A 19726-nucleotide genomic window follows, 5' to 3' on the forward strand; every position below is an offset into this window, starting at 1 on the left:
TTAACCAGTTTTTTCGTCGCTAGACAGCAATCTTAATCGTAGTACCCGACAGTCTTCTTCAAATGATCCGAGTATTCGTAAATGTCATCAACGGAGTTGATTGCATGCCGGGTTTCATTCTTATCTTCGTCAAATATGCCGATGTATTTCTGTGATCGGTTGAAATGCAGTCGGCAGATCGGTTTACGGTTGTTGTCATCGAGCAGGATGCCGAAATAGCTCTGTGTGTCGCGCTGAACAATCCGCTTGGCATCAACAACGGATCGAACCACGGCCCGGACGATGTGATAGCCCTCCAGCTCTTCCAATGTCGTCAGTATCTTGTCCTCTGAATCGTTTCGAACATCTGATTGCTCAGTGTCACCAATAGCGATCGGTACAGAGGCGAGCGCAGGCTGGATGGAGCCACTCATGGCCGACTTGAGCCTGTCATTGATTTGGTCATTGAGAAACTGCACTACAGCCTTTCTCGTCAATTCATGAAACTGCTCGCGGACCTTCTGAGTAATCACCCCGTCGTAAACCCGAGAAGCAAATACTTTGACGAAGTCGTCATCAGGCTTGATGACCTGAGAAGCAATCACCTTTTTGATTTGGCTGACATACTTCAACTCACCAGCGGCGCTGATGATCGAATCCACATCGAATGCAGATTTGGTGAGCTTCACCAACTCTGGGACGGAATATTCGTCGATATCCAGCAGGTCGAGTTCAAGGAATGGCTTCTCGTCCATCTTGTTCGGCGCATCCAGATCGGTGAAAAACTTATAGACCTGACCGTTTGTGAGAATGGAAATTCGAGCACTGGTGACATGGAAATAGCGAAACAGTTGGGAGGCATGATTGATGTGCAGTGGCTCGCCTATTTTCTTGCACTCGATGAGGATCTGTACCTCTCCTGCCTTCATGATTGCGTAGTCAATTTTCTCCCCTTTCTTCGTTCCAATATCGCAAACGAATTCAGGTGTCACTTCCGTCGGATCGAAAACATCGTAGCCCAGTACCGTGCTGATAAAGGGCATGACAAAAGCATTCTTGGTCGCTTCTTCCGTTTGAATGGCAGCGCTCTGCAAACGAACTTTGGCAGCGAGACTTGCTAACTTTTCGAAGAATTCCATGAGTAGCCTCTTTTCCGGTTTCGATCCGTGTGAATACATGCTGGCAAATTGACTGCCATTGATACTAGACACAAACCGGCACAAAGGAGGAATCCCACCAAAAATTAAGATCTTGCCCACCGCCATGCTTCATTGGGTCGCAACCCCAGCCGAATTCTCATCTCGCCACCAATGCCTGAACTTCAGGTTCATCCCCTACAAGGAGCACGGCCATGAAACTCGCAAAAAACGCGCAGACACTCACCCTCTGCGCCGGTAGCCTTGGACGTTCCTGGAGACGCTGCGCAGGCATTACCGTGCCATGGACGAGAACGAAGTACTTGACCTCAATAACCTGAATCCAACGCATAACCCCAATCCGCCTCTGGATCCGTGCTGAAAAGAAAAACGGCGCGTAACCGAAGTCCCGCGCCGTGTGCGTTCAATCCTTGTGCTCAACTTTTAGCCTGCAATGCCTTGGCCATTTGCAGATGATTTTGCAATTTCGGCAGGGTTTCCTCGGCGAACGCCTTGATTTCCGGCAGGTCGGTGGTTTGTGCTTCCTGCTGCAACTGATCGATGGCTTCCTGGGTGGTCTTCACCTGACTGGCTGCATAGGCCTCGTCGTAGGTCTCCCCTTCCATGATTTGTGGCATCAGGGCTTTGGCTTTTTCGACAACCTCTTCGCGCGGGGCGACAGGTAAATCCAGTTGTTTGGCGATTTTCGCCAGGTGCTGGTTCGCAGTGGTGCGGTCGTTGATGACGACGATGGTGTAGTCCTTGACCTCTTTGGACTCGGATTTCTGGTGCGCCTGGCGACTCACTTCAATATCGGCGATACCTTTTGCCGAGGCCTCGTCGATGAATTCGGCGGGCGACTGGGCAAAGGCGCTGCTCGCAATCAGGCCCAGTAACGTGGCAATACTGACATTACATAATCGGGTGGCCATCCGGTTCATGGTCGCGCCCTCCTTTTCAAAGTCAAACGGGAGCTTGCGCCCCCGCTTCTCAATCAAAACCACCTGCATCCTTTAGCGGGTTTTCTGACCGCCCTTGCGACCCATGCCGGGTTTCGCAGGGTCTTTATCGACGGTCGTGGTGGTGGTTCTCCCACCCTTGCGACCGGCTTCAGAGGCCTTCGTTCGATCGTTGGCGAAGTTTCCCGAGTTCGGGTTTCTTGAATCACGCATGACTCTCTTCCTCCTGGTGATGATCGCGGCGAGCTGTATCCCTCATAGAATCTGAAGTTGCGCGCCCCAAAAGGTTTAGAAAATTGCATGGATACCACGACGAACGGTGCCCGGTTTTCAGACCAGTCGCAGGTGATTCTCGCGTTTGGCGCAGTACATCGCCTCGTCGGCATGCCTGAACAATTGCTTCTCTTCGGTACCGTGATCGGGGTATCGGGCGACGCCGATACTTGGCTGGATGTTCAGGCTATGCCCGTCCAGGCGCAGAGGCTGGACCAGGACCTGACGGATTTTCTCGACCACGATGTCGGTATCGTCCGCAGCGCGGATGCTGTGCAACAACACCACGAATTCATCGCCGCCGATGCGGGCCACGGTGTCGGTTTCCCGCACGCAGCCCTTGAGCCGGTTAGCCACCGCTTGCAGCAGCATGTCGCCGACCGCGTGGCCATGGGTGTCGTTGACTTGCTTGAAGCGGTCGAGGTCGACGTACAGCAGCGCCATGCGCCCGCGGCCCTCCCGGGCCACTTGCAGTGATGCCTTGAGGCGCTCGCGCAACAGTTCGCGGTTGGGTAACTGGGTCAGTTGGTCGTACTGGGCCATGTATTGCAGGCGGGCATGCAATTGCTTGCGCTCGATGGCAGTTGCGACCTGGGCGCAGACGTATTGCAGCAGTTCCTTGTCTTGCTCGGTGTAGCGCTCGCCGCCCGGAATGCTTTTGACGATCAATGCGCCGATGGTGCCGTTTTGCGAGTTCAGCGGCACACCCAGCCAACACGCTGTGCTCTGCCCGGTCGACAGCACTTCGAAGCCGTCAGGCGGTGTGTTCTGGTCCGGGGTCAACAGGATCGGCTGCCCCGTGCGGATCACTTCGCTGCACAGGCGCCCGGTCATGGTTCCGGGCTGTTCGGGCTGTGGCTCGTGGTCATCGACGTGATAAGGGAAATTCAACTGCGCGCAGCGCTCGTCGTACAGCGCCACGGAAAAATTCAGTGCCGGCAGCCATTCGCCGATGATCATGTGGATGCGTTTGAACAACGCCAGCAGATCCTCCGCCGCGTGGGCCGCTTCGGAAATCGCATATAACGCTGCCTGCCGGGATTCGGCCTGCTTGCGTTCGGTGATGTCGCGGGCCACCGCGATGCGTAATTGATCATCCTCCGACCAACGTGCCGACCAGAGGATGTGCACCACGCTGCCATCCTTGCGCAGGTAGCGGTTTTCGAAGTTGAGTTTGGGTTCGCCACCCATGATTTCCCGGGCGGCGTCGAGGGTGCGCTGGCGATCGGCCGGGTGCACCATATCGATCATCGTCTCTCCGATCATCTCATCGGCGCTGTAGCCGAAAATGCGCTCGCACGCCGCGCTGACAAAGACGAAACGGCCTTGTTTATCCACCGCGCAGACGGCGTCCAGCAACAGATCGATATAGCTCGCCAGCGGCGCGGAATTTCGATTTTCCATGGTTCAGCGTGGGTGTCCCGATACTGCAGCGCTTATCAACCATCCCTGCCCTGTCGGCCTTGCGTCCTTGTGATCACATTCAAGCCTTGTTCGGCATCAGCCCCGGCAACGCATGGACCAGCGCGTTGATGGCGAAACCGATGAACATCACCCCGCACAACCGGGTGATTGCCAGTTCATGACGCTGGTACAAGGTGCGTACTCGCCGTGCACCGACAATGCCAATGAGAATAGCGTAGGCAAGCAACCCGCCGACGAAACTCAGGACGATCAGCGCCGGCAGCATTGACCAGCTGAGCAATTCCGCGCGGCTCGACAACAGTGCCGTGAACGTCGCCACCGCCACCGGATAGGCCTTCGGATTGGTCAGGCCAAACACAATGCCGTGCCAGAATGGTTGCCGCGCCGGACCCTGCGGCGCATCACCGTTGCTGCGCCGGGCGCGCACCGCACGCCAGCCGAGCCAGAACAGGTACAGGCCGCTGAGCACACCGAGCACATCGAACGCCGCACTGCCGATCTCCCGCGCACCGACTATCGCGATCAGCGCCGTGCTGCACCAGATCACATCGCCGAGCAAATGCCCGCACAGAAACCCCGCCCCGGCCCGTCGCCCATGGGCCGCACCAATGCCGAACACCGCCAGCACACCCGGCCCCGGGGTGATGCCGTAGATAAAACCCGAGGCAAGCACGGCCATTAGCAACGATGGAGTCATGGGGAATCCTTTTGAACGGCTTGGTGAATGGTGGCCAGTCTATATCAGGTCATTACCTGTCGACTGAAACATCTCGACAGACGAACGGGCTGGCCCCGCCCCACAGATGACGGTGTAGTATGTTGTATTACAAACCACTACATCGAGACCACCATGTCAGTTATGTCCCTGCGCATACCAGACGAAATCGCCGATACCCTCGCGAGTCTTTCCAAAGCAACGGGCCGCAGCAAATCATTTCTGGCCGTGGATGCGCTGCGTGAATACCTGGCCCGTGAAGCGTGGCAAATCGAGGAAATTCAGAAAGCCTTGAAAGAAGCTGATGAAGGTGACTTCGCGACACAAGAGGAAGTGAACGCAATGGCTGACAAGTGGACGACGAATGCGCGTTGAGTGGTTGCGTACGGCGTTAAAGAATCTGGATGATGAAGCCGCATACATCGCCATCGAGAACCCAAAAGCTGCTGCAGATTTTGTCCAGGCGATTCTCGCCAGTGTCGATCACCTTGCCCGATTTCCAGCAACGGGTCGTGAAGGACGCTTACCCGGTACCCGGGAATGGATCATGCAAGATCGCCCCTATTTGATTCCCTACCGGGTTCGCCAAGGTCGGCTTCAGGTACTACGAATTTTTCATACGCGTCGCCTGCCACCTTCCAATTGGTAAAGGCCATTTTAGAAAAGCCTCTAGCGATCGATCCCCTCCCCAATCCTGCGATTCAACCAGTTCAACGCCTGATCCCCGCCCCGCCGCTTGTGCCAGACCAGTACAAACGCAAACGACGGGATTTGAAATGGCGGCGGGACGACAATCAGTGATTGCTCATCGATACCGTGCAAGCCACGCGATGCGACAGTGAGGATCAGGTCCGTTCCACTGATGAGCTGCGGGGCCACGCTCCAATGCGGCAGGCTGATGGCGACACGCCTGCGTTCGCGCAAGGCAGTCAAGGCGCGCTCGATCTCCGGGGTGCCGCTGCCGCGCATCTCCAGCAGCACATGGGGCCGTGCCAGATAAGTGGGCAGGTCGAGCACACCATCGGCGGGCAGGCTTTTGCAGTCGACCAGGCAGGCGTAGTGCTCTTCGAACAGCGGCGTGCTGCGCAACTCGTTGGGCATTTCCGGGAACACACCGGCGGCGACATCAATGTCACCGTTGAGCACCCCTTCAAGCATGCTTTCGCGGCTGCCGTGGCTGATTTGCAGGTCGATGCCCGGCGCTTCGCGGCGCAACGCTCGGATCAGCCCCGGCAGGACAATGGCGGCGCCGTAGTCGGACATCGCCAGGCGGAAGGTGCGCCGGGTGGTCGCGGGATCGAAGGCATTGGGCGCCAGCAGTGCCTGCACCTGGGCGAGGGCTTCGGCCAGCGGTGCCACCAGCTCCAGCGCTCGCGGAGTCGGCACAAGGCCGGCCCCGGCGCGCACCAGCAGTGGGTCGCCAAGCAGGTCGCGCAATCGCGCCAGCGCATGGCTGACCGCTGGCTGGCTGAGGTGCAGACGCTCGGCCGCCCGGGTCACGTGTTGCTCGGCGAGCAGGGCGTCGAGGATCACCAGCAAGTTGAGGTCGATACGGCGCAGATCATTCATCTGATGCATGTTCTGGATAACAAATCGGAATTTAAATCTGCGCGACGAATACTCTAGAGTCCAGCAAAACCTGTTGGAGCATGAACATGAGTACGTTGCATTGGGCCGGTCTGATAGGGCTGGCGATGATCGCCGGGGCGGTTGTGCCGTTTCAGAGCGCCATCAATGTCAATCTCGGGCGCGGGCTGGGCCATCCGTTGTGGGCGACGCTCGCCTCGTTGCTGGTAAGCGTTGTGGTGTTGTTGCCGATCATCGTTGCGATGCGCTTGCCGTTGCCGTCACTTACGTTCATCAGCAAGGCGCCGCTCTGGATGTGGGCCGGTGGCGCGTTTGGGGTGTGCTTTATTTCGTTGGCATTGGTGCTGCTGCCCAAGCTGGGTGCCGCAGGGTTCATGGCATTGGCGCTAGCGGGACAAGTGGTGGCGTCGTTGTTGCTGGATCACTTTGGCTGGTTTGGATTGATGGAGCGGCAGGTTACCTTGCCCAAGTTGATTGGGGTGGTGCTGTTGATGGCCGGGGTGGTGTTGATTCAGTTTAGTGACGCTGCGGAAAAAGCGATGACAGCGACTTCTTGAAGATCAAAAGATCGCAGCCTCCGGCAGCTCCTTCGGGGATGCGTGGTCCGAGTAGGAGCTGCCGAAGGCTGCGATCTTTTAAAACTTGTCGAGGGTCCGCAACTTCTGCGGCAACCCCCACAGCAACAGCGCCACCGCAATCAGCGCACAAACCCCGATGACATACAGCGCCGGCGTGGTGCTGCCGGTCAGGTCCTTGATCCGGCCGACCATTACCGGGCTGACGATGCCGCCGAACTGGCCCAGGGTGTTGATCACCGCAATCCCGCCGGCAGCGCCTGCGCCGGCACCGGCCAGCAGTTTCGGCGGCAGGGTCCAGAAGCTCGGAATGGAGGCGATGATCCCGGCACCGAGCAGGCCCAACGCGACTATCAGGAAGGTCGTGTGGTTGGCGAAAATCCCTGCACAGAAGAAACCGATCGCGCCGACCGCCACCAGACCGGCGACAAACTTGCGCCGCTCGCCGCTCGCATCGGACAGGCGTCCGATCACCACCATGCTGATTGCACCGCAGATGTACGGTATGGCCGTCAGCAAGCCGATCATCACCGGACTTTCGGTGCCGGCGCTGCGGATCAGTTGCGGCGCCCAGAAGTTCAAGCCGTAGGACGCCACCTGGATCAGGAAATAGATCAGGCCCAAGGTCAGGAAGCCCGGAATCCGCAGCGCGGCGAGCAGCGAACCACCGCTCTTGTGCGGCTCATGCCGGGCGATACGGCTGGCCAGCAGGGTCTTCTCCGAAGACGTCAGCCAATGGGCGTCTTCGATACGGTCCTTGAGCAGGGTCAGCACCAGCAGGCCGAGGCCGATGCACGGCACGCCGCCTAGCAGGAACAGCCAGTGCCAGCCACGCATTTGCAGGAAGCCGTCGAGGTGTTGCAGCACCAGCCCGGAGAACGGCGCGCCCACCAGGCCGGCAAATGCCGACGACAGGAACAGCATCGAGGTGATGCGCCCGCGATAGTGCTGCGGGAACCACAGGGTCAGGTAATACAGCACGCCCGGGGCAAAACCCGCCTCCATCGCACCGATCACGAAGCGCAGCACGTAGAACTGCCATTCGCTGTTGACGAACACCATGGCCGCCGTGGCCAGGCCCCAGGACATCATGATTCGGGCGATCCAGCGCCGGGCACCGACCTTGTACAACATCATGTTGCTCGGCACTTCGAAAATCACGTAACCGACCACGAATAACCCGGCACCCAGGCCGTAGGCGGTGTCGCTCAGGCTCAGGTCAGCCTGCAACTGAAACTTGGCGAAGCTGATGTTGATGCGGTCGAAAAAAGCGAACAGGTAGCAGACCATGATCAGCGGCATCAGGCGCCAGGCGACTTTGCTGACCAGGGCTTTTTCGGTGTCGTGGCTAACGGCCGGGCTCGTGCCCGCCTCCAGTGCATTGAGGCTCATTGTGGTTCTCCAGGCGGACTTCCCGGGGGTGTCCGATTGTTTTTGTTGTCTGGTTTATGGTGTTTTTTTGTAGGAGCCGGCTTGCCGGCGAAGCGGTCTGTCAAACGCTTCGATGCTGAATGGGCTGGCCTCTTCGCTGGCAAGCCAGCTCCTACAAGTGATTCGGTGTGTCAGGTGGGAATCGGGTGCAAGTCACAATTGCGCCCGACCTTGGCCAGTTGGCCCGGCACTTCGTGGCCGAGCAGCGCCGGTAATCCCCGGGACAGTTTCAGCAGCAGCGGCAAATCGATGCCGGTATGAATGCCGACTTCATCGCACAGGTTCACCAGATCCTCGGTGCAGATGTTTCCCGATGCCCCCGGCGCGAACGGGCAGCCACCGAGGCCGCCGAGGGCTGCGTCGAAGCGACGGGCACCGGCCTCATAAGCGGCCATTACGTTGCACAGGCCAAGGCCGCGGGTGTTGTGAAAATGCAGGGTCAGGTCCGCCGGGGACACCCGTTGCAGCACCCGGCGCACCAGCCGGTCGACCTGGCGCGGGTTGGCCATACCCGTGGTATCGGCCAGGGTGATGCCCTGGATGCCGAGTTCCTGATAGGCCTCGACGATTTGCAGTACGCGGTCCTCATCGATCTTGCCCTCGAACGGACAGCCGAAGGTGGTAGCGATGCTGCCGTTGAGTCGCACGGGGCTGTCGCCAACGAACTGCACAATCTCGCCGAATGCGGCCAACGAATCCTCGCAACGCATGCGCATGTTCGCCAGGTTGTGAGTCTGGCTGGCGGACATCACCAGGTTCAGCTCATCGGCACTGCACGCCAGCGCCCGTTGCGCGCCTTTGAGATTGGGGATCAGCGCGACATAGATCACCCCCGGTTGCCGGGTGATGCCCTTGAACACCAACTCGCCATCGCGCAGCGCTGGAATGGCCTTGGGCGACACGAACGAACCGGCTTCGATACGGCTGAATCCGGCCTGCGACAATTGATCGATCAAGGCGATCTTGTCGTGGGTTTCAACCCAGGTCGGCTCGATCTGCAAGCCATCGCGCGGGGAGACTTCCTGCACGATCAGGCTATCGGAATAGCCGGAGATCATTGCACCACTCCTTCGACTTTCAGGCGCTCTATGTCGGCAACGGTCAGGCCCAGTTGCGCGAGGATGCCGTCGGTGTGCTGACCCAAACCAGGGCCGGACCAGTTCACGCCGCCGGGGGTTTCGGAGAGTTTCGGCACGATGCCCGGCATCTTCACCGTGGCACCACCGGGAAGTTCGGCATTGAGCAGCATGTCCCGTGCCTGATAGTGCGGATCGGCGACGATGTCGGCCACCGAGTAGATGCGTCCGGCCGGGACTTCGGCGGCCTCCAGCGCGGCCAGGACTTCGTCGATGGGCAGGCTGCTGGTCCAGTGGGTGATGGCGGCGTCAAGCACATTGCTCTTGGCTGCACGCCCGTCGTTGTGGGCGAACTCCGGGGCTTCGGCCAGATCGGGGCGGCCGATGGTTTGCATCAGGCGCTTGTAGATCGGATCGCTGTTGCCGGCGATCACCACGTAGGCACCATCGGCAGTCTGATAGGTGTTGGATGGCGCGATGCCAGGCAAGGCGCCGCCGCTGCGTTCACGCACATGGCCCAGCATGTCGTATTCCGGCACCAGGCTTTCCATCACGTTGAACACGCTTTCGGCCAGGGACACATCAACGATTTGCCCGCCGCCCTGCCCGGTCTTGACCCGCAGCAGCGACATCAGCGCACCGATCACCGCATGCAGCGATGCCAGGGAGTCGCCAAGGCTCACGCCGACCCGCGCCGGCGGCGAACCGGGGGTGCCGGTGGTGTAGCGAATCCCGCCCATGGCTTCGCCAATGGCACCGAAACCCGGACGATCGCGGTACGGGCCAGTCTGGCCGTAACCGGAAATCCGCACCAGCGTCAGGTTGGGGTTCAGTGCATGCAATACCTCCCAACCCAGGCCGAGTTTCTCCAGGGCGCCGGGGCGCAGGTTTTCGATCAGCACATCGGCGCCGGTCGCCAGTTGCTTGACCAGTTCGATGCCTTCGGGGGATTTGAGGTTCAGCGCCAGGGACTTCTTGTTGCGCGATTGCAGGTACCACCACAGCGAGGTGCCTTCGTGCAGCTTGCGCCATTTGCGCAGGGGATCGCCCTGGCCCATGGCTTCGATCTTGATCACCTCGGCGCCGAACTCGGCCAGCATGCGCGCCGCAAACGGCGCGGCGATCAGCGTGCCGATCTCGATCACTTTGATCGCACTCAAGGGGGCAGTCATCGCGGGGTACCTCTTGTTCTTGGAATATGCGCCAAGGCTAGAGGACAGGGGGGGCGGGAATCCAACCTTCAGTTGGCAACGATCGTTCGCGAAATGCGAACGCTCTTGGGGGATTGTCGCAGCCTCAAGGCCGCCTTCGCGGGCAAGCCCGCTCCTACAGGGGATGTGTGATCGCCACGAATCAACTGTAGGAGCTGGCTTGCCAGCGAAGAGGCCGGCCCATTCAGCCGAGAACTATCAGGCTGAACCCCGCAAATGCTCAAACAACATCCGGCTCACCGGCGACAGCAACGCCTCGTCGCGCACCACCAGAATCAACGCCCGATCCGACCATTCGTCCGTCAACGGCACCGCGTGCAATCCCAGCGCCCGGCCAAACAATTCATAGGCCCGCTGCGGAAGAATGCCGATCCCCATGTTGGCCTGGATCATGCGACACATGGCATCGAACCCTGGCACATGAATGCGCACCTGCAACACCTTGCCGGCCTCACGGGCTGCGGCGTGGGTGCGCATGTTGATCGAACTGGCGGCATGCAAGCCAACGTAATCGCTGTCCAGCGTATCGGCGAACGCCACGCTCGAGCGGTTCGCCAATGGATGGTGCGGCGGCATCAACACCACCAGTTTGTCCTGGCGATACAACACGCTGTGCAGGCCCTTGATGTCGCTGTCGATGGAACAGATCCCCAGGTCGGCCACCCCGTCGAGCACGCCCTGAATCACCCCGGCGCTGGGCCGTTCTTCGAGGTCGGTCTTGACCTGTGGGTGACGCTCGGAAAAATCCCGCAGGTCCTCGGGCAAAAACTGAATGATCGCCGACAGGTTGGCGAGCATCCGCACGTAGCCGCGCACACCGTGGCTGTGTTCGCCCAGTTCAAGCCCCATTTTCTCGACGTTGAACAACATCTGCCGGGCATGATGCAGCAGGGTTTCACCGGCCGGAGTCAGGGACATGCCCTTGGCCTGGCGCACGAACAGGCTGATGCCCAGCGCCTCCTCCAGCTCCATCAAGCGTTTGCTCGCCGCCGAGACGGCAATCGCTTCGCGCGACGCGGCACGGGTCAGCGTGCCTTCTTCATGGACAGCGACGAACAGTTGCAGAGTGATCAGGTCGAGACGGCGGATCAGGCTTTTTTGCAGCATCGGGTACTCGGCGAAGTCGGCTCGGGCAAAGTCGCAGCATAGCGTTCTTCGCCCCAGTCGTACCGTGGTCCGGGCACCCGCTCGTGATAAAGTCGCCGCCCATAGACCTTTTGCCGTGAGACGAAGACCGCAATGACCGATTTCCAGGATGTCGATGCCCAACTTGAAGACTGGAACGCCTTGCGCAACACCGCTTCGTTCAGTGGTTTGCTGGTGGGCAACGGCGCCAGTCGCGCGGTGTGGGACGATTTCGGCTACGAGTCGCTGTTCGAAAACGCCCGCACCGTTGAAGAAAAACCCCTGAGTCAATCCGAGCTGAGCGTGTTCGACGCGCTGCAGACCCGCAGTTTCGAGCAGGTACTGAGCGCCCTGAAAACCACCAGCCGGGTCAACAAGGCCCTGGCTGTCAGCTCCGCCGCCCCACGCAATCGCTATTACGCGATCAAGGAAGCGCTGATCAACACCGTGCATGCGGTGCATATCCCGTGGCGGCTGGTGGTGCCTTCGACGTTGGCGACGATCAATCAGGAGCTGGCCAGCTATCGCACGGTGTTCACCACCAATTACGACCTGCTCAACTACTGGGCGGTGCAACAGCAGCCCGAGGCGATTACCGACCTGTTCCAGGGCGCCGAACCTGGTTTCGACCTGAGCGACACCGCCACCGAGAAAACCCGTTTGCTGTACCTGCACGGCGGCCTGCACCTGGTGCGAAACCAGGACGGCACGGCGCGCAAGCTGATGTCGACCGAGGGCACGTTGCTGGGCAATTTCGCCATCAACAACACGATCAAGACCCTCGACGACGTGCCGCTGTTCGTCAACGAAGGGCCGAGCGCGGACAAGCTCAAGACCATCCGCAGTTCGGACTATCTGTCGTTCTGCTACGAGCAACTACTCGGTCACGGCCAGGCGCTGTGCATCTTCGGCCATGCGTTGGGAGAGCAGGACAGCCACATCATCCACGCCCTGCGCCTGGCAAAACCGCAGGTGGTAGCAATCTCGATTTACCCGCGCAGCAAGGCATTCATCCAGCACCAGAAGCGGCATTACGCGAAGGTGTTTGAGGGGACGGCTGTGGAGTTGCGGTTTTTTGATTCCAAGAGCCATGCGCTGGGTGGCCCGAAGCTGGCGGTTCCGGTCGAGGTTTAGCGGCGACGCGGCTACCGCTATCGCGAGCAGGCTCGCTCCCACATGGGTATGCATTACCCCTGTGGGATTTGTGCTGGATTTGAAAGCTGTACTCAAAGCACCGGCAACGTCTTGTCCTTGACCACTTTGCTCGGGCCGTTGACCTTCACGCTGGCGATACCTTTCTCCATGGCTGCAACAGAGGTATAGGCCTCGCTGCTGCCGATGATCTCGTGGTTGCCCGCCTTGAGGTTGAAATACGGATGACCATCCCTGGTGGTTTTCTTCTCGTAACGCTCATCCAGCGGGCTGTTGGCCTGGACCGAGGCGATACCTTTTTCGGCGGCGGCGTGGGTGGTGTACAGCTCGCTGGTCAGAATGGTCTCGGCGTTCGCCGCTTTCAGCACAAACCTGAACTGGCCATTGCTGCTTTTGCTCACTTCATACCATCCGGACATGCTCTTTCTCCTGGGCGATTGAGAGGTTGCGCGCTTCACAGTAAAGACCAGCCTGGTGTTTCTGTCGCCTGTACCGGCCCCATTGCGGGCAAGCCCGCTCCCACAGGGGTCACATTGAACCTGTGGGAGCGGGCTTGCCCGCGATGGGGCCCGCCCATGCAGCGCAAAACCAACCTATTTCACTGCTGCCCGCACCACCGACAACTCTGGCGCCGACGCCCGCCGCTGGCTCAAATACCGCGTACAACTGACCCGCAGGAACGAAGCGAAATTGACCACCTCGCCGCGATAATCCATCACCTCTTCATACAGCTTGGCGATCAACTGGTTGGTGGTCATGCCGTCGACCTCGGCGATTTCGCTGAGGATGTCCCAGAACTGATTCTCCAGGCGCAAGGTGGTGACCACCCCGCAGATGCGTAGCGAGCGGGAGCGCGATTCGTAGAGTATCGGGTCGGCTTTGACGTACAGCTCGCACATGGACATGTCCCTCGTTACAGCGTGATTTTGGTGCCCAGCAACCCCAGGAAACCGGCCAGCCAGTTCGGGTGTGCTGGCCAGGCCGGAGCCGTGGCCAGATTGCCCTGAACATGGCCGTCCGTCACCGGAATATCGATATACGTACCGCCCGCCAGGCGCACTTCCGGGGCGCAGGCCGGATAAGCGCTGCATTCGCGACCTTCGAGAACACCCGCGGCCGCCAGCAACTGCGCGCCATGGCAAACGGCGGCGATCGGCTTGCCAGCCTTGTCGAATGCGCGCACCAGTTCCAGGACTTTTTCGTTCAGGCGCAGATACTCCGGCGCGCGGCCGCCCGGAATCAGCACGGCGTCATAATCGGCGGCGTTGACCTTGGCGAAATCAAAGTTCAGGGCAAACAGGTGACCGGGTTTTTCACTGTAGGTCTGGTCGCCTTCAAAGTCATGGATCGCCGTGCGCACAGTCTGGCCGGCAGCCTTGTCCGGGCAAACGGCGTGCACCGTGTGGCCGACCATCAGCAGCGCCTGGAACGGCACCATCACCTCGTAGTCTTCGACGTAATCACCAACCAGCATCAGGATTTTTTTCGCAGCCATGGGGAGAACTCCTCTGGAAGTGGGCGTGCAGGAGTATTCAAGGTAGTCCTTATCCGGCTGGGCGGGTAACAACCGGCTACTACGAACGATACGGATCGGCCCTGGCTTTTGTGGCGAGGGAGCTTGCTCCCGCTGGGCAGCGAAGCGGCCCCCGACGGTCTTTGAGTTACACCGAGCCGACAGGTTTTGCGACTGCTTCGCAGCCGAGCGGGAGCAAGCTCCCTCGCCACAGGGGCCGCGGAAACTGTACGGATATTTCTGTAGCCAGCTGTAAGCGCCAAAGCCCCGGGTTTATGGCTAGATAACGACATCCCCCATCACCCACGATTCTGGTTGCCATCATGTCCTCGCGCGAAAACACCGGCATGGCCCTGGGCCTGCTCGGCGTAGTGATCTTCAGCCTCACCCTGCCCTTCACGCGGATCGTCGTGCAAGAGCTGCACCCGTTGCTCAATGGCCTGGGCCGGGCACTGTTTGCAGCGGTTCCGGCGGCGTTGCTGTTGCTGTGGCACCGGGAAAAATGGCCGACCTGGAAGCAGGTCAAAGGCCTGACGCTGGTGATGGCCGGGGTGATCCTCGGTTTCCCGGTATTGTCGGCCTGGGCCATGCAAACCTTGCCGGCATCTCACGGTGCGCTGGTCAACGGTTTGCAGCCGCTGTGCGTGGCGCTGTATGCCGCGTGGTTGTCCCATGAGCGGCCGTCGAAAGCCTTCTGGGCCTGCGCCGCATTGGGCAGCGCGCTGGTGCTCGGTTATGCACTGATCAGCGGTGCCGGCAGCATTCAGGTCGGTGATTTGTTGATGCTGGGTGCCATTGCAGTGGGCGGACTGGGCTACGCCGAGGGAGGCCGACTGGCCAGGGAGATGGGTGGATGGCAGGTGATCTGCTGGGCACTGGTGCTATCGACGCCCCTGCTGATCGGGCCGGTGGTGTATCTGGCGCTGCAACATCAAGGTGAGATTTCCGCCAAGACCTGGTGGGCCTTCGGTTATGTCTCGCTGTTTTCGCAGTTCATCGGCTTCTTTGCCTGGTACGCCGGGCTGGCCATGGGCGGCATTGCCCGGGTCAGTCAGATCCAGTTGCTGCAGATTTTCTTCACCATCGCCTTCTCGGCGCTGTTCTTCGGTGAACATGTGGAGCCGATTACCTGGCTGTTTGCTGGCGGGGTGATCGTGACGGTGATGCTGGGGCGCAAGACCACGGTGCGCCCGGCACGGGTTGCCACTGCATAACCCTGTAGGAGCCGGCTTGCCGGCGAAGGCGTCCTCGAGATCGCTATCGCCGGCAAGCCAGCTCCAGGATTGTGCGGGGGTTAGAGGTAACCGTCGGCGCGCAGCAACGTTTCCAGGCAATGTTCGCTGATGTGATAGAAGTCCTTCAGTTCCTGAATCTTTGCCAGCAACTGGCCCGGGTCCACCGGCTCGGCGCGTTTGACCGCCAGGATCATCTTGTTCTTGTTGGTGTGGTCCAGTGAGATGAACTCAAACACCTTGGTCTCGTAACCGCAGGCTTCAAGGAACAACGCGCGCAAACTGTCGGTGACCATTTCCGCCTGCTGGCCCAGGTGCAAGCCGTATTGCAGCATCGGCTTGAGCAGCGCCGGGCTCTGGATTTGCAGGCGGATCTGTTTGTGACAGCACGGCGAGCACATGATGATCGCTGCACCGGAGCGAATGCCGGTGTGGATCGCATAGTCGGTGGCGATATCGCACGCATGCAGGGCGATCATTACGTCCAGTTCGCTCGGCGCCACGCTGCGCACGTCACCGCACTTGAACACCAGGCCTTGGTGTTCAAGCCTGGCAGCAGCGTTGTTGCACAGGGTGACCATGTCTTCACGCAGCTCGACGCCGGTCACTTCGCCTTGGGCCTTCAAGGTGTTGCACAGATAGTCGTGGATGGCGAAAGTCAGGTAACCCTTGCCCGATCCGAAGTCCGCCACGCGCACCGGTTTGTCCAGCGCCAGGGGTGACGAGGTCAGCGCATGGCTGAACACTTCGATGAACTTGTTGATCTGCTTCCACTTGCGCGACATCGCCGGGATCAGTTCATGCTGCTTGTTGGTCACGCCAAGGTCGGCGAGAAATGGCCGGCTCAGGTCCAGAAAACGGGTTTTTTCACGGTTGTGCTCGGTCGATGGCACTTCGCGCAATTGTTGAGGTTTGCTCTTGAACAGCGATGACTTGCCCTTTTTGCTGTATTCGAGCTGGGCTTCGTCGGTCAACGCCAACAAATGCGCATTTTTGAACGACGCGGGCAGCAGCTCGGCAATGCTCGCCACGCCTTCGGCCAGCGGCAGGTTCTTGGTGATGTCGCGGGTTTTGTAGCGGTAGACGAAGGACAGGCAAGGCAGCGCCTTGACCGTCACCGGTTTGATGATGATTCGCTGCAGGTCCGTTTCATCGCCCACGTACTTGGCCAGCACCAGTTTGATGAACGCATTTTGCTCGAGGCTGGTTTGCACCAGGTCGATGAACTGGGCGTGATGATCCGGCGCGAGGCTGGCGGGAGTGGTGGTGACGGACATGGAAAAACGGCCTCAGGCGATGCAAATCGGAGAATGCCGGTATTTTAAGGGGGACGAGGACTTTGGGCACGGGGTTATTTTGCGGCAGGTCCCGGTCATGCTGCCCAGGACCTCAAAACAACCGCTGAAAACTCAGGGTTCCACCAGGCGAAGCCTGCGGTTGTTCGGCGAGTTGATGATGTGCTTGACGATCAGCCCCACTGGCACCGCCCAAGTCAGGCCATTGGCAGGGTCAGTCACCACGGCGATCGTTTCGGAACTTGCCTCGATATCCAGGCGCCGTCGGTCGTTGCATGACTTGAGTACACCGTAGGCACGGCTGACCAGCCTTTCCGCCAGGTACATCGGTACATCCATATTCTGCAGATGCTTCACCGCGCGACAAAACAGGACTTGATCATCGCTCCCCCCTTCACTTTCATGGCGCCCCAGAAACGCCTGGGCTATAGCCAACAGCTCCCCATCCAGATCCGCATATTCATTGATGACCTTCATGCTCACGTCTCCTGCGGCACGTCTGTCATGGCGGGGCTGACTGCCACGGGCCGGGCGGCACGGCGCAAATCGGGTCCGGCGCAAGGCAAACGTACGGCCGGGTTGGGCATGCCACTGGGCGAAAGCTCATGGGTCATTTCAAATTCGGCGCGCACGGACCAACCGCAAGCTTCCGACGTACATTGCAGATATGCCACCCGCAGGAAAATATGTCGGCCCTCGCTGGTGCGGATGCGCATCCTGTTCAAGCAGTGCGGGCACACCATTTTATAAGTACTCATGCTTGGTTCCCGACAGTCATTGGGTGGCAATCAACCTGATCAAACGCAATACTGCTTGAAACGTTCATCGTGGCACTCCGGACTTGCGAACCGTGTCTACCAGACATAAGGAAGTGCATCGGGCGGACGTATATGGGTTCGAGCCATGCTCGTAGGAAATCACCCTGATACTATTAGGAAATTTCAACATCGTATTCTTCTGACTCATCTTTGAAGGTTGATTACTCACATGAAAAAAGTATTCATTACGCATAAATTAAGCACTCAAAAAGCATAAGTCAAAAGGAAGAGGCTCAAATTGCGTAGCAAAAAATCACAAGCTGTTCTGGCTCGATTAAAGCAAGTCACCGGCACAAAAACCGATGCTTCCTTATCTTCCGCGCTACAGATCAGCCCGCAAACCCTTAGTAGCTGGAAAGGGCGCGATAGCACGCCATACTCATTATGCGTAGAAATCGCTCAAAGCCGGGGAATATCCCTTGACTGGCTGCTGCTGGGCGAAGGTCCGATTTTGAGACAGACAGTTACTAATTCTTCGGAAGCCAATCAGGAAAGCACAACACGGGAAAACACCATTCTCACGCTCTGGCGGTTGCTCGACGAAAATGATCGCTGCGCCATACAAAACGCACTCGAGGAAAAGCAGCGACTGCGTGATATGGAACTCAGGCTTTCCGAAATGGCCTCCATTCTGGCAACACTTAAACCTTCGAATGAAACTTGATGACCTATGTAATCCGAAGTTTCATTGCTTCAAGACAGGCCGCGCCCGCCACCCACACCAGAGCAATCCATTCACGGCCCCTTATCGTCGCCCTCGCAGGTGTTGAATGATTTCGCCGATACCGACGCTATCGATCCATTGCATGAGCTTGATGCTGATAGGAATAACAACCAGCGCGCAAAGAAAGGCTGTCACGCCCGCAGTCAGAAAAGGCACCAGCGGATGTGCGACAGGCGTGAAAAGGTATCCGACACCTGCAGAGAGCAACCAGGAACCGATGCGCTGCCAGGCCTTGAAGTCAGTGCGAGTGGTTGTGACCAGCCACGCGCCGAGCATTGCACCGAACAGCACCTCGCCATCAATCACTGGCAGCGATGCAATCCCCATTCCCAACATGAGCCCACTGATACCGTTGTAGGTTGAATCAGTCAGGCTCATGCGCACCTCGCGCAACGACCGAATCCACGATGATCGCTCCCGACTCGATCGCCTTGAACAAGGCAGAACTGCGAGAGCTGACGTCGAATTTTCGGCGAATATTGGCGAAGTGAAAATTGACGGTAGATTCCGTGCAATTCTCGATCCTGGCGATTTCCCAGGAAGTCTTGCCCTTGAAACACCACATCAGGATTTGTGTTTCTTTCGCCGTCAGCTTCGCCGTTGGTGTACTTGCCTCTGCGCCGGGCGCTACCGGTGCCAAAGAGTCATTCAATTGTTGGGTTGACATAAGAATCCCTCTTCGCGGGAACACCCGTCGCTGGGCGTCCACTGTTAGAGAGAAATACTGACGACCAGGCCGAACCCGGACAATCGACGGGAGTTGTAGCGATGGGCGCTACACAACGCCATGGCAAGACTTAGCCGAGCACCACCAACCGGTTCGGCAACTCATTGCGCACATGGGTCGCTGGCACATGCACCTTGAGCAGCTCGCCACAGGCTTCGATGCAGCTGACAAACCCTTGCAGCGTCTGTCCCTGCTTCACCTGCCGGGTGAACGTGGCGACGATCGCGTCCCAGTTCTTGTTGTCCAGGCGACTGGAAATCCCTTCATCCACCAGAATCTCCACGTAACGCTCGGCCTCGGAGACGAAAATCAGCACGCCAGTGCCGCCCTCGGTGTGGTGCAGGTTCTGCTCCAGGAACTGCCGGCGCGCCAGGTTCGAGGCGCGCCAGTGGCGCACCGAACGCGGGATCAGATGGGTGGTGACGCTCGGCAGGCGGAACACCAGGCACAGCACAATGAAGAGCGCCCATTGCACCAGCAGCAGGCTGTGCAGGGTCAGCCAACCGGTGAAGTAATGCACGATGCCCGGCACCAGCAGTGCCAGCAGGCTGGCCCACAGCAATGGAATGTACACATAGTCGTCGGCGCGGGCCGCGAGCACGGTCACCAGTTCTGCATCGGTGTCGCGCTCGACCCGGGCAATGGCCTCGGCCACCTTGCGTTGTTCGTGTTCAGTCAGTAATGCCATGTCGTGAAGTGCCTGCTCGTTTTTATTATCACCAGCCGCCGGACGAACCGCCCCCGCCGAAACTGCCCCCGCCGCCGCTGAAGCC

At 59.1% G+C, this 19726-nt stretch carries 25 protein-coding genes; 6 read left to right on the forward strand and 19 right to left on the reverse strand.

What is annotated here, in order from left to right:
* Positions 1 to 32 precede the first annotated feature (32 nt).
* The 5 genes from KGA81_RS26580 to KGA81_RS26600 all read right to left on the reverse strand — a co-directional run bounded on the left by KGA81_RS26580 (position 33) and on the right by KGA81_RS26600 (position 4469).
* Positions 33 to 1118 (reverse strand): type I restriction endonuclease, encoded by a 1086-nt coding sequence (locus tag KGA81_RS26580; RefSeq protein WP_223550017.1) that lies wholly within the window; start codon positions 1116 to 1118, stop codon positions 33 to 35.
* A 434-nt stretch (positions 1119 to 1552) separates the two neighbouring features.
* The gene (locus tag KGA81_RS26585) at positions 1553 to 2056 is read right to left on the reverse strand and encodes a DUF4142 domain-containing protein (RefSeq protein WP_223550019.1); all 504 of its coding nucleotides are present in this window, start codon (positions 2054 to 2056) and stop codon (positions 1553 to 1555) included.
* A gap of 72 nt (positions 2057 to 2128) precedes the next feature.
* Positions 2129 to 2287 (reverse strand): general stress protein, encoded by a 159-nt coding sequence (locus KGA81_RS26590; RefSeq protein WP_223550021.1) that lies wholly within the window; start codon positions 2285 to 2287, stop codon positions 2129 to 2131.
* A gap of 117 nt (positions 2288 to 2404) precedes the next feature.
* A complete protein-coding gene (locus KGA81_RS26595; RefSeq protein WP_223550023.1) occupies positions 2405 to 3751 on the reverse strand; it encodes a bifunctional diguanylate cyclase/phosphodiesterase in 1347 nt (448 codons plus the stop codon).
* Positions 3752 to 3830: 79 nt separating this feature from the next.
* Positions 3831 to 4469 carry a LysE family translocator gene (locus KGA81_RS26600; RefSeq protein WP_223550025.1) on the reverse strand — a complete coding sequence of 213 codons (639 nt, stop codon included), beginning with the start codon at positions 4467 to 4469 and terminating at the stop codon, positions 3831 to 3833.
* Positions 4470 to 4622: 153 nt separating this feature from the next.
* On the opposite strand from KGA81_RS26600, the gene KGA81_RS26605 reads away from it, so the two are divergent.
* Positions 4623 to 4862 carry a CopG family ribbon-helix-helix protein gene (locus KGA81_RS26605; RefSeq protein ID WP_218430355.1) on the forward strand — a complete coding sequence of 80 codons (240 nt, stop codon included), beginning with the start codon at positions 4623 to 4625 and terminating at the stop codon, positions 4860 to 4862.
* Positions 4852 to 5136: a type II toxin-antitoxin system RelE/ParE family toxin gene (locus KGA81_RS26610; RefSeq protein ID WP_223550027.1), complete on the forward strand. Its 285-nt coding sequence runs from the start codon at positions 4852 to 4854 to the stop codon at positions 5134 to 5136. The genes KGA81_RS26605 and KGA81_RS26610 overlap by 11 nt, the downstream gene beginning before the upstream one ends.
* Before the next feature lie 20 nt (positions 5137 to 5156).
* Here the strand turns inward: KGA81_RS26610 and KGA81_RS26615 are convergent, their stop codons facing one another.
* Complete coding sequence (locus KGA81_RS26615; RefSeq protein WP_223550029.1) at positions 5157 to 6065, reverse strand: LysR substrate-binding domain-containing protein; 909 nt, start codon at positions 6063 to 6065, stop codon at positions 5157 to 5159.
* Between the two features lie 77 nt (positions 6066 to 6142).
* Here KGA81_RS26615 and KGA81_RS26620 point away from each other — a divergent pair, with 77 nt between their 5' ends.
* Positions 6143 to 6631, forward strand: coding sequence for a DMT family transporter (locus tag KGA81_RS26620; protein ID WP_223550031.1), 489 nt, complete (start codon positions 6143 to 6145; stop codon positions 6629 to 6631).
* A gap of 78 nt (positions 6632 to 6709) precedes the next feature.
* Here KGA81_RS26620 and KGA81_RS26625 read toward each other — a convergent pair whose 3' ends face one another.
* The 4 genes from KGA81_RS26625 to KGA81_RS26640 form a co-directional block, all read right to left on the reverse strand.
* Positions 6710 to 8041: an MFS transporter gene (locus KGA81_RS26625; RefSeq protein ID WP_223550033.1), complete on the reverse strand. Its 1332-nt coding sequence runs from the start codon at positions 8039 to 8041 to the stop codon at positions 6710 to 6712.
* Between the two features lie 170 nt (positions 8042 to 8211).
* Complete coding sequence (locus KGA81_RS26630) at positions 8212 to 9138, reverse strand: hydroxymethylglutaryl-CoA lyase (protein ID WP_223550035.1); 927 nt, start codon at positions 9136 to 9138, stop codon at positions 8212 to 8214.
* Positions 9135 to 10328, reverse strand: a complete 1194-nt coding sequence (locus tag KGA81_RS26635; protein WP_223550037.1) for a CaiB/BaiF CoA transferase family protein — start codon at positions 10326 to 10328, stop codon at positions 9135 to 9137. The genes KGA81_RS26630 and KGA81_RS26635 overlap by 4 nt, the downstream gene beginning before the upstream one ends.
* 237 nt (positions 10329 to 10565) lie before the next feature.
* Positions 10566 to 11474: a LysR family transcriptional regulator gene (locus tag KGA81_RS26640; protein WP_223550040.1), complete on the reverse strand. Its 909-nt coding sequence runs from the start codon at positions 11472 to 11474 to the stop codon at positions 10566 to 10568.
* A 132-nt stretch (positions 11475 to 11606) separates the two neighbouring features.
* On the opposite strand from KGA81_RS26640, the gene KGA81_RS26645 reads away from it, so the two are divergent.
* Entirely contained in the window at positions 11607 to 12626 is a 1020-nt protein-coding gene (locus KGA81_RS26645; RefSeq protein WP_223550042.1) for a DUF4917 family protein, read from the forward strand.
* A gap of 92 nt (positions 12627 to 12718) precedes the next feature.
* Here KGA81_RS26645 and KGA81_RS26650 read toward each other — a convergent pair whose 3' ends face one another.
* The 3 genes from KGA81_RS26650 to KGA81_RS26660 form a co-directional block, all read right to left on the reverse strand.
* Positions 12719 to 13063: a YegP family protein gene (locus tag KGA81_RS26650; RefSeq protein WP_223550044.1), complete on the reverse strand. Its 345-nt coding sequence runs from the start codon at positions 13061 to 13063 to the stop codon at positions 12719 to 12721.
* A 174-nt stretch (positions 13064 to 13237) separates the two neighbouring features.
* Positions 13238 to 13543, reverse strand: a complete 306-nt coding sequence (locus tag KGA81_RS26655; protein WP_223550046.1) for a ribbon-helix-helix domain-containing protein — start codon at positions 13541 to 13543, stop codon at positions 13238 to 13240.
* A gap of 14 nt (positions 13544 to 13557) precedes the next feature.
* Entirely contained in the window at positions 13558 to 14139 is a 582-nt protein-coding gene (locus KGA81_RS26660; protein ID WP_008051822.1) for a DJ-1/PfpI family protein, read from the reverse strand.
* 341 nt (positions 14140 to 14480) lie between these two features.
* Here KGA81_RS26660 and KGA81_RS26665 point away from each other — a divergent pair, with 341 nt between their 5' ends.
* Positions 14481 to 15371, forward strand: coding sequence for a DMT family transporter (locus tag KGA81_RS26665; RefSeq protein ID WP_223550048.1), 891 nt, complete (start codon positions 14481 to 14483; stop codon positions 15369 to 15371).
* Positions 15372 to 15451: 80 nt separating this feature from the next.
* Here the strand turns inward: KGA81_RS26665 and KGA81_RS26670 are convergent, their stop codons facing one another.
* The 3 genes from KGA81_RS26670 to KGA81_RS26680 form a co-directional block, all read right to left on the reverse strand.
* Positions 15452 to 16666: a class I SAM-dependent methyltransferase gene (locus tag KGA81_RS26670; protein ID WP_223550050.1), complete on the reverse strand. Its 1215-nt coding sequence runs from the start codon at positions 16664 to 16666 to the stop codon at positions 15452 to 15454.
* A 132-nt stretch (positions 16667 to 16798) separates the two neighbouring features.
* Positions 16799 to 17161, reverse strand: coding sequence for a hypothetical protein (locus KGA81_RS26675; protein WP_223550052.1), 363 nt, complete (start codon positions 17159 to 17161; stop codon positions 16799 to 16801).
* Between the two features lie 2 nt (positions 17162 to 17163).
* Positions 17164 to 17442, reverse strand: coding sequence for an ogr/Delta-like zinc finger family protein (locus KGA81_RS26680; protein WP_223550054.1), 279 nt, complete (start codon positions 17440 to 17442; stop codon positions 17164 to 17166).
* Positions 17443 to 17740: 298 nt separating this feature from the next.
* Here KGA81_RS26680 and KGA81_RS26685 point away from each other — a divergent pair, with 298 nt between their 5' ends.
* Positions 17741 to 18166, forward strand: coding sequence for a helix-turn-helix domain-containing protein (locus tag KGA81_RS26685; RefSeq protein WP_223550056.1), 426 nt, complete (start codon positions 17741 to 17743; stop codon positions 18164 to 18166).
* 81 nt (positions 18167 to 18247) lie between these two features.
* On the opposite strand, the gene KGA81_RS26690 is transcribed toward KGA81_RS26685, so the two are convergent.
* The 3 genes from KGA81_RS26690 to KGA81_RS26700 all read right to left on the reverse strand — a co-directional run bounded on the left by KGA81_RS26690 (position 18248) and on the right by KGA81_RS26700 (position 19641).
* Positions 18248 to 18604 (reverse strand): putative holin, encoded by a 357-nt coding sequence (locus KGA81_RS26690; protein ID WP_223550058.1) that lies wholly within the window; start codon positions 18602 to 18604, stop codon positions 18248 to 18250.
* Entirely contained in the window at positions 18591 to 18893 is a 303-nt protein-coding gene (locus KGA81_RS26695) for a helix-turn-helix transcriptional regulator (RefSeq protein ID WP_223550060.1), read from the reverse strand. The genes KGA81_RS26690 and KGA81_RS26695 overlap by 14 nt, the downstream gene beginning before the upstream one ends.
* Before the next feature lie 130 nt (positions 18894 to 19023).
* Positions 19024 to 19641: a TPM domain-containing protein gene (locus KGA81_RS26700; RefSeq protein WP_223550062.1), complete on the reverse strand. Its 618-nt coding sequence runs from the start codon at positions 19639 to 19641 to the stop codon at positions 19024 to 19026.
* Positions 19642 to 19726: the final 85 nt, after the last annotated feature.

The sequence above is a fragment of the Pseudomonas sp. A-B-19 genome (assembly GCF_019947515.1).
Classification (GTDB): domain Bacteria; phylum Pseudomonadota; class Gammaproteobacteria; order Pseudomonadales; family Pseudomonadaceae; genus Aquipseudomonas.

What these genes read in the sequence shown, in the direction of transcription:
- KGA81_RS26580 (WP_223550017.1), bottom strand. Translation starts at nt 1,118, where the DNA reads ATGGAATTCTTCGAAAAGTTAGCAAGTCTCGCTGCCAAAGTTCGTTTG.
- KGA81_RS26585 (WP_223550019.1), bottom strand. Translation starts at nt 2,056, where the DNA reads ATGAACCGGATGGCCACCCGATTATGTAATGTCAGTATTGCCACGTTA.
- KGA81_RS26590 (WP_223550021.1), bottom strand. Translation starts at nt 2,287, where the DNA reads ATGCGTGATTCAAGAAACCCGAACTCGGGAAACTTCGCCAACGATCGA.
- KGA81_RS26595 (WP_223550023.1), bottom strand. Translation starts at nt 3,751, where the DNA reads ATGGAAAATCGAAATTCCGCGCCGCTGGCGAGCTATATCGATCTGTTG.
- KGA81_RS26600 (WP_223550025.1), bottom strand. Translation starts at nt 4,469, where the DNA reads ATGACTCCATCGTTGCTAATGGCCGTGCTTGCCTCGGGTTTTATCTAC.
- KGA81_RS26605 (WP_218430355.1), top strand. Translation starts at nt 4,623, where the DNA reads ATGTCAGTTATGTCCCTGCGCATACCAGACGAAATCGCCGATACCCTC.
- KGA81_RS26610 (WP_223550027.1), top strand. Translation starts at nt 4,852, where the DNA reads ATGCGCGTTGAGTGGTTGCGTACGGCGTTAAAGAATCTGGATGATGAA.
- KGA81_RS26615 (WP_223550029.1), bottom strand. Translation starts at nt 6,065, where the DNA reads ATGCATCAGATGAATGATCTGCGCCGTATCGACCTCAACTTGCTGGTG.
- KGA81_RS26620 (WP_223550031.1), top strand. Translation starts at nt 6,143, where the DNA reads ATGAGTACGTTGCATTGGGCCGGTCTGATAGGGCTGGCGATGATCGCC.
- KGA81_RS26625 (WP_223550033.1), bottom strand. Translation starts at nt 8,041, where the DNA reads ATGAGCCTCAATGCACTGGAGGCGGGCACGAGCCCGGCCGTTAGCCAC.
- KGA81_RS26630 (WP_223550035.1), bottom strand. Translation starts at nt 9,138, where the DNA reads ATGATCTCCGGCTATTCCGATAGCCTGATCGTGCAGGAAGTCTCCCCG.
- KGA81_RS26635 (WP_223550037.1), bottom strand. Translation starts at nt 10,328, where the DNA reads ATGACTGCCCCCTTGAGTGCGATCAAAGTGATCGAGATCGGCACGCTG.
- KGA81_RS26640 (WP_223550040.1), bottom strand. Translation starts at nt 11,474, where the DNA reads ATGCTGCAAAAAAGCCTGATCCGCCGTCTCGACCTGATCACTCTGCAA.
- KGA81_RS26645 (WP_223550042.1), top strand. Translation starts at nt 11,607, where the DNA reads ATGACCGATTTCCAGGATGTCGATGCCCAACTTGAAGACTGGAACGCC.
- KGA81_RS26650 (WP_223550044.1), bottom strand. Translation starts at nt 13,063, where the DNA reads ATGTCCGGATGGTATGAAGTGAGCAAAAGCAGCAATGGCCAGTTCAGG.
- KGA81_RS26655 (WP_223550046.1), bottom strand. Translation starts at nt 13,543, where the DNA reads ATGTGCGAGCTGTACGTCAAAGCCGACCCGATACTCTACGAATCGCGC.
- KGA81_RS26660 (WP_008051822.1), bottom strand. Translation starts at nt 14,139, where the DNA reads ATGGCTGCGAAAAAAATCCTGATGCTGGTTGGTGATTACGTCGAAGAC.
- KGA81_RS26665 (WP_223550048.1), top strand. Translation starts at nt 14,481, where the DNA reads ATGTCCTCGCGCGAAAACACCGGCATGGCCCTGGGCCTGCTCGGCGTA.
- KGA81_RS26670 (WP_223550050.1), bottom strand. Translation starts at nt 16,666, where the DNA reads ATGTCCGTCACCACCACTCCCGCCAGCCTCGCGCCGGATCATCACGCC.
- KGA81_RS26675 (WP_223550052.1), bottom strand. Translation starts at nt 17,161, where the DNA reads ATGAAGGTCATCAATGAATATGCGGATCTGGATGGGGAGCTGTTGGCT.
- KGA81_RS26680 (WP_223550054.1), bottom strand. Translation starts at nt 17,442, where the DNA reads ATGAGTACTTATAAAATGGTGTGCCCGCACTGCTTGAACAGGATGCGC.
- KGA81_RS26690 (WP_223550058.1), bottom strand. Translation starts at nt 18,604, where the DNA reads ATGAGCCTGACTGATTCAACCTACAACGGTATCAGTGGGCTCATGTTG.
- KGA81_RS26695 (WP_223550060.1), bottom strand. Translation starts at nt 18,893, where the DNA reads ATGTCAACCCAACAATTGAATGACTCTTTGGCACCGGTAGCGCCCGGC.
- KGA81_RS26700 (WP_223550062.1), bottom strand. Translation starts at nt 19,641, where the DNA reads ATGGCATTACTGACTGAACACGAACAACGCAAGGTGGCCGAGGCCATT.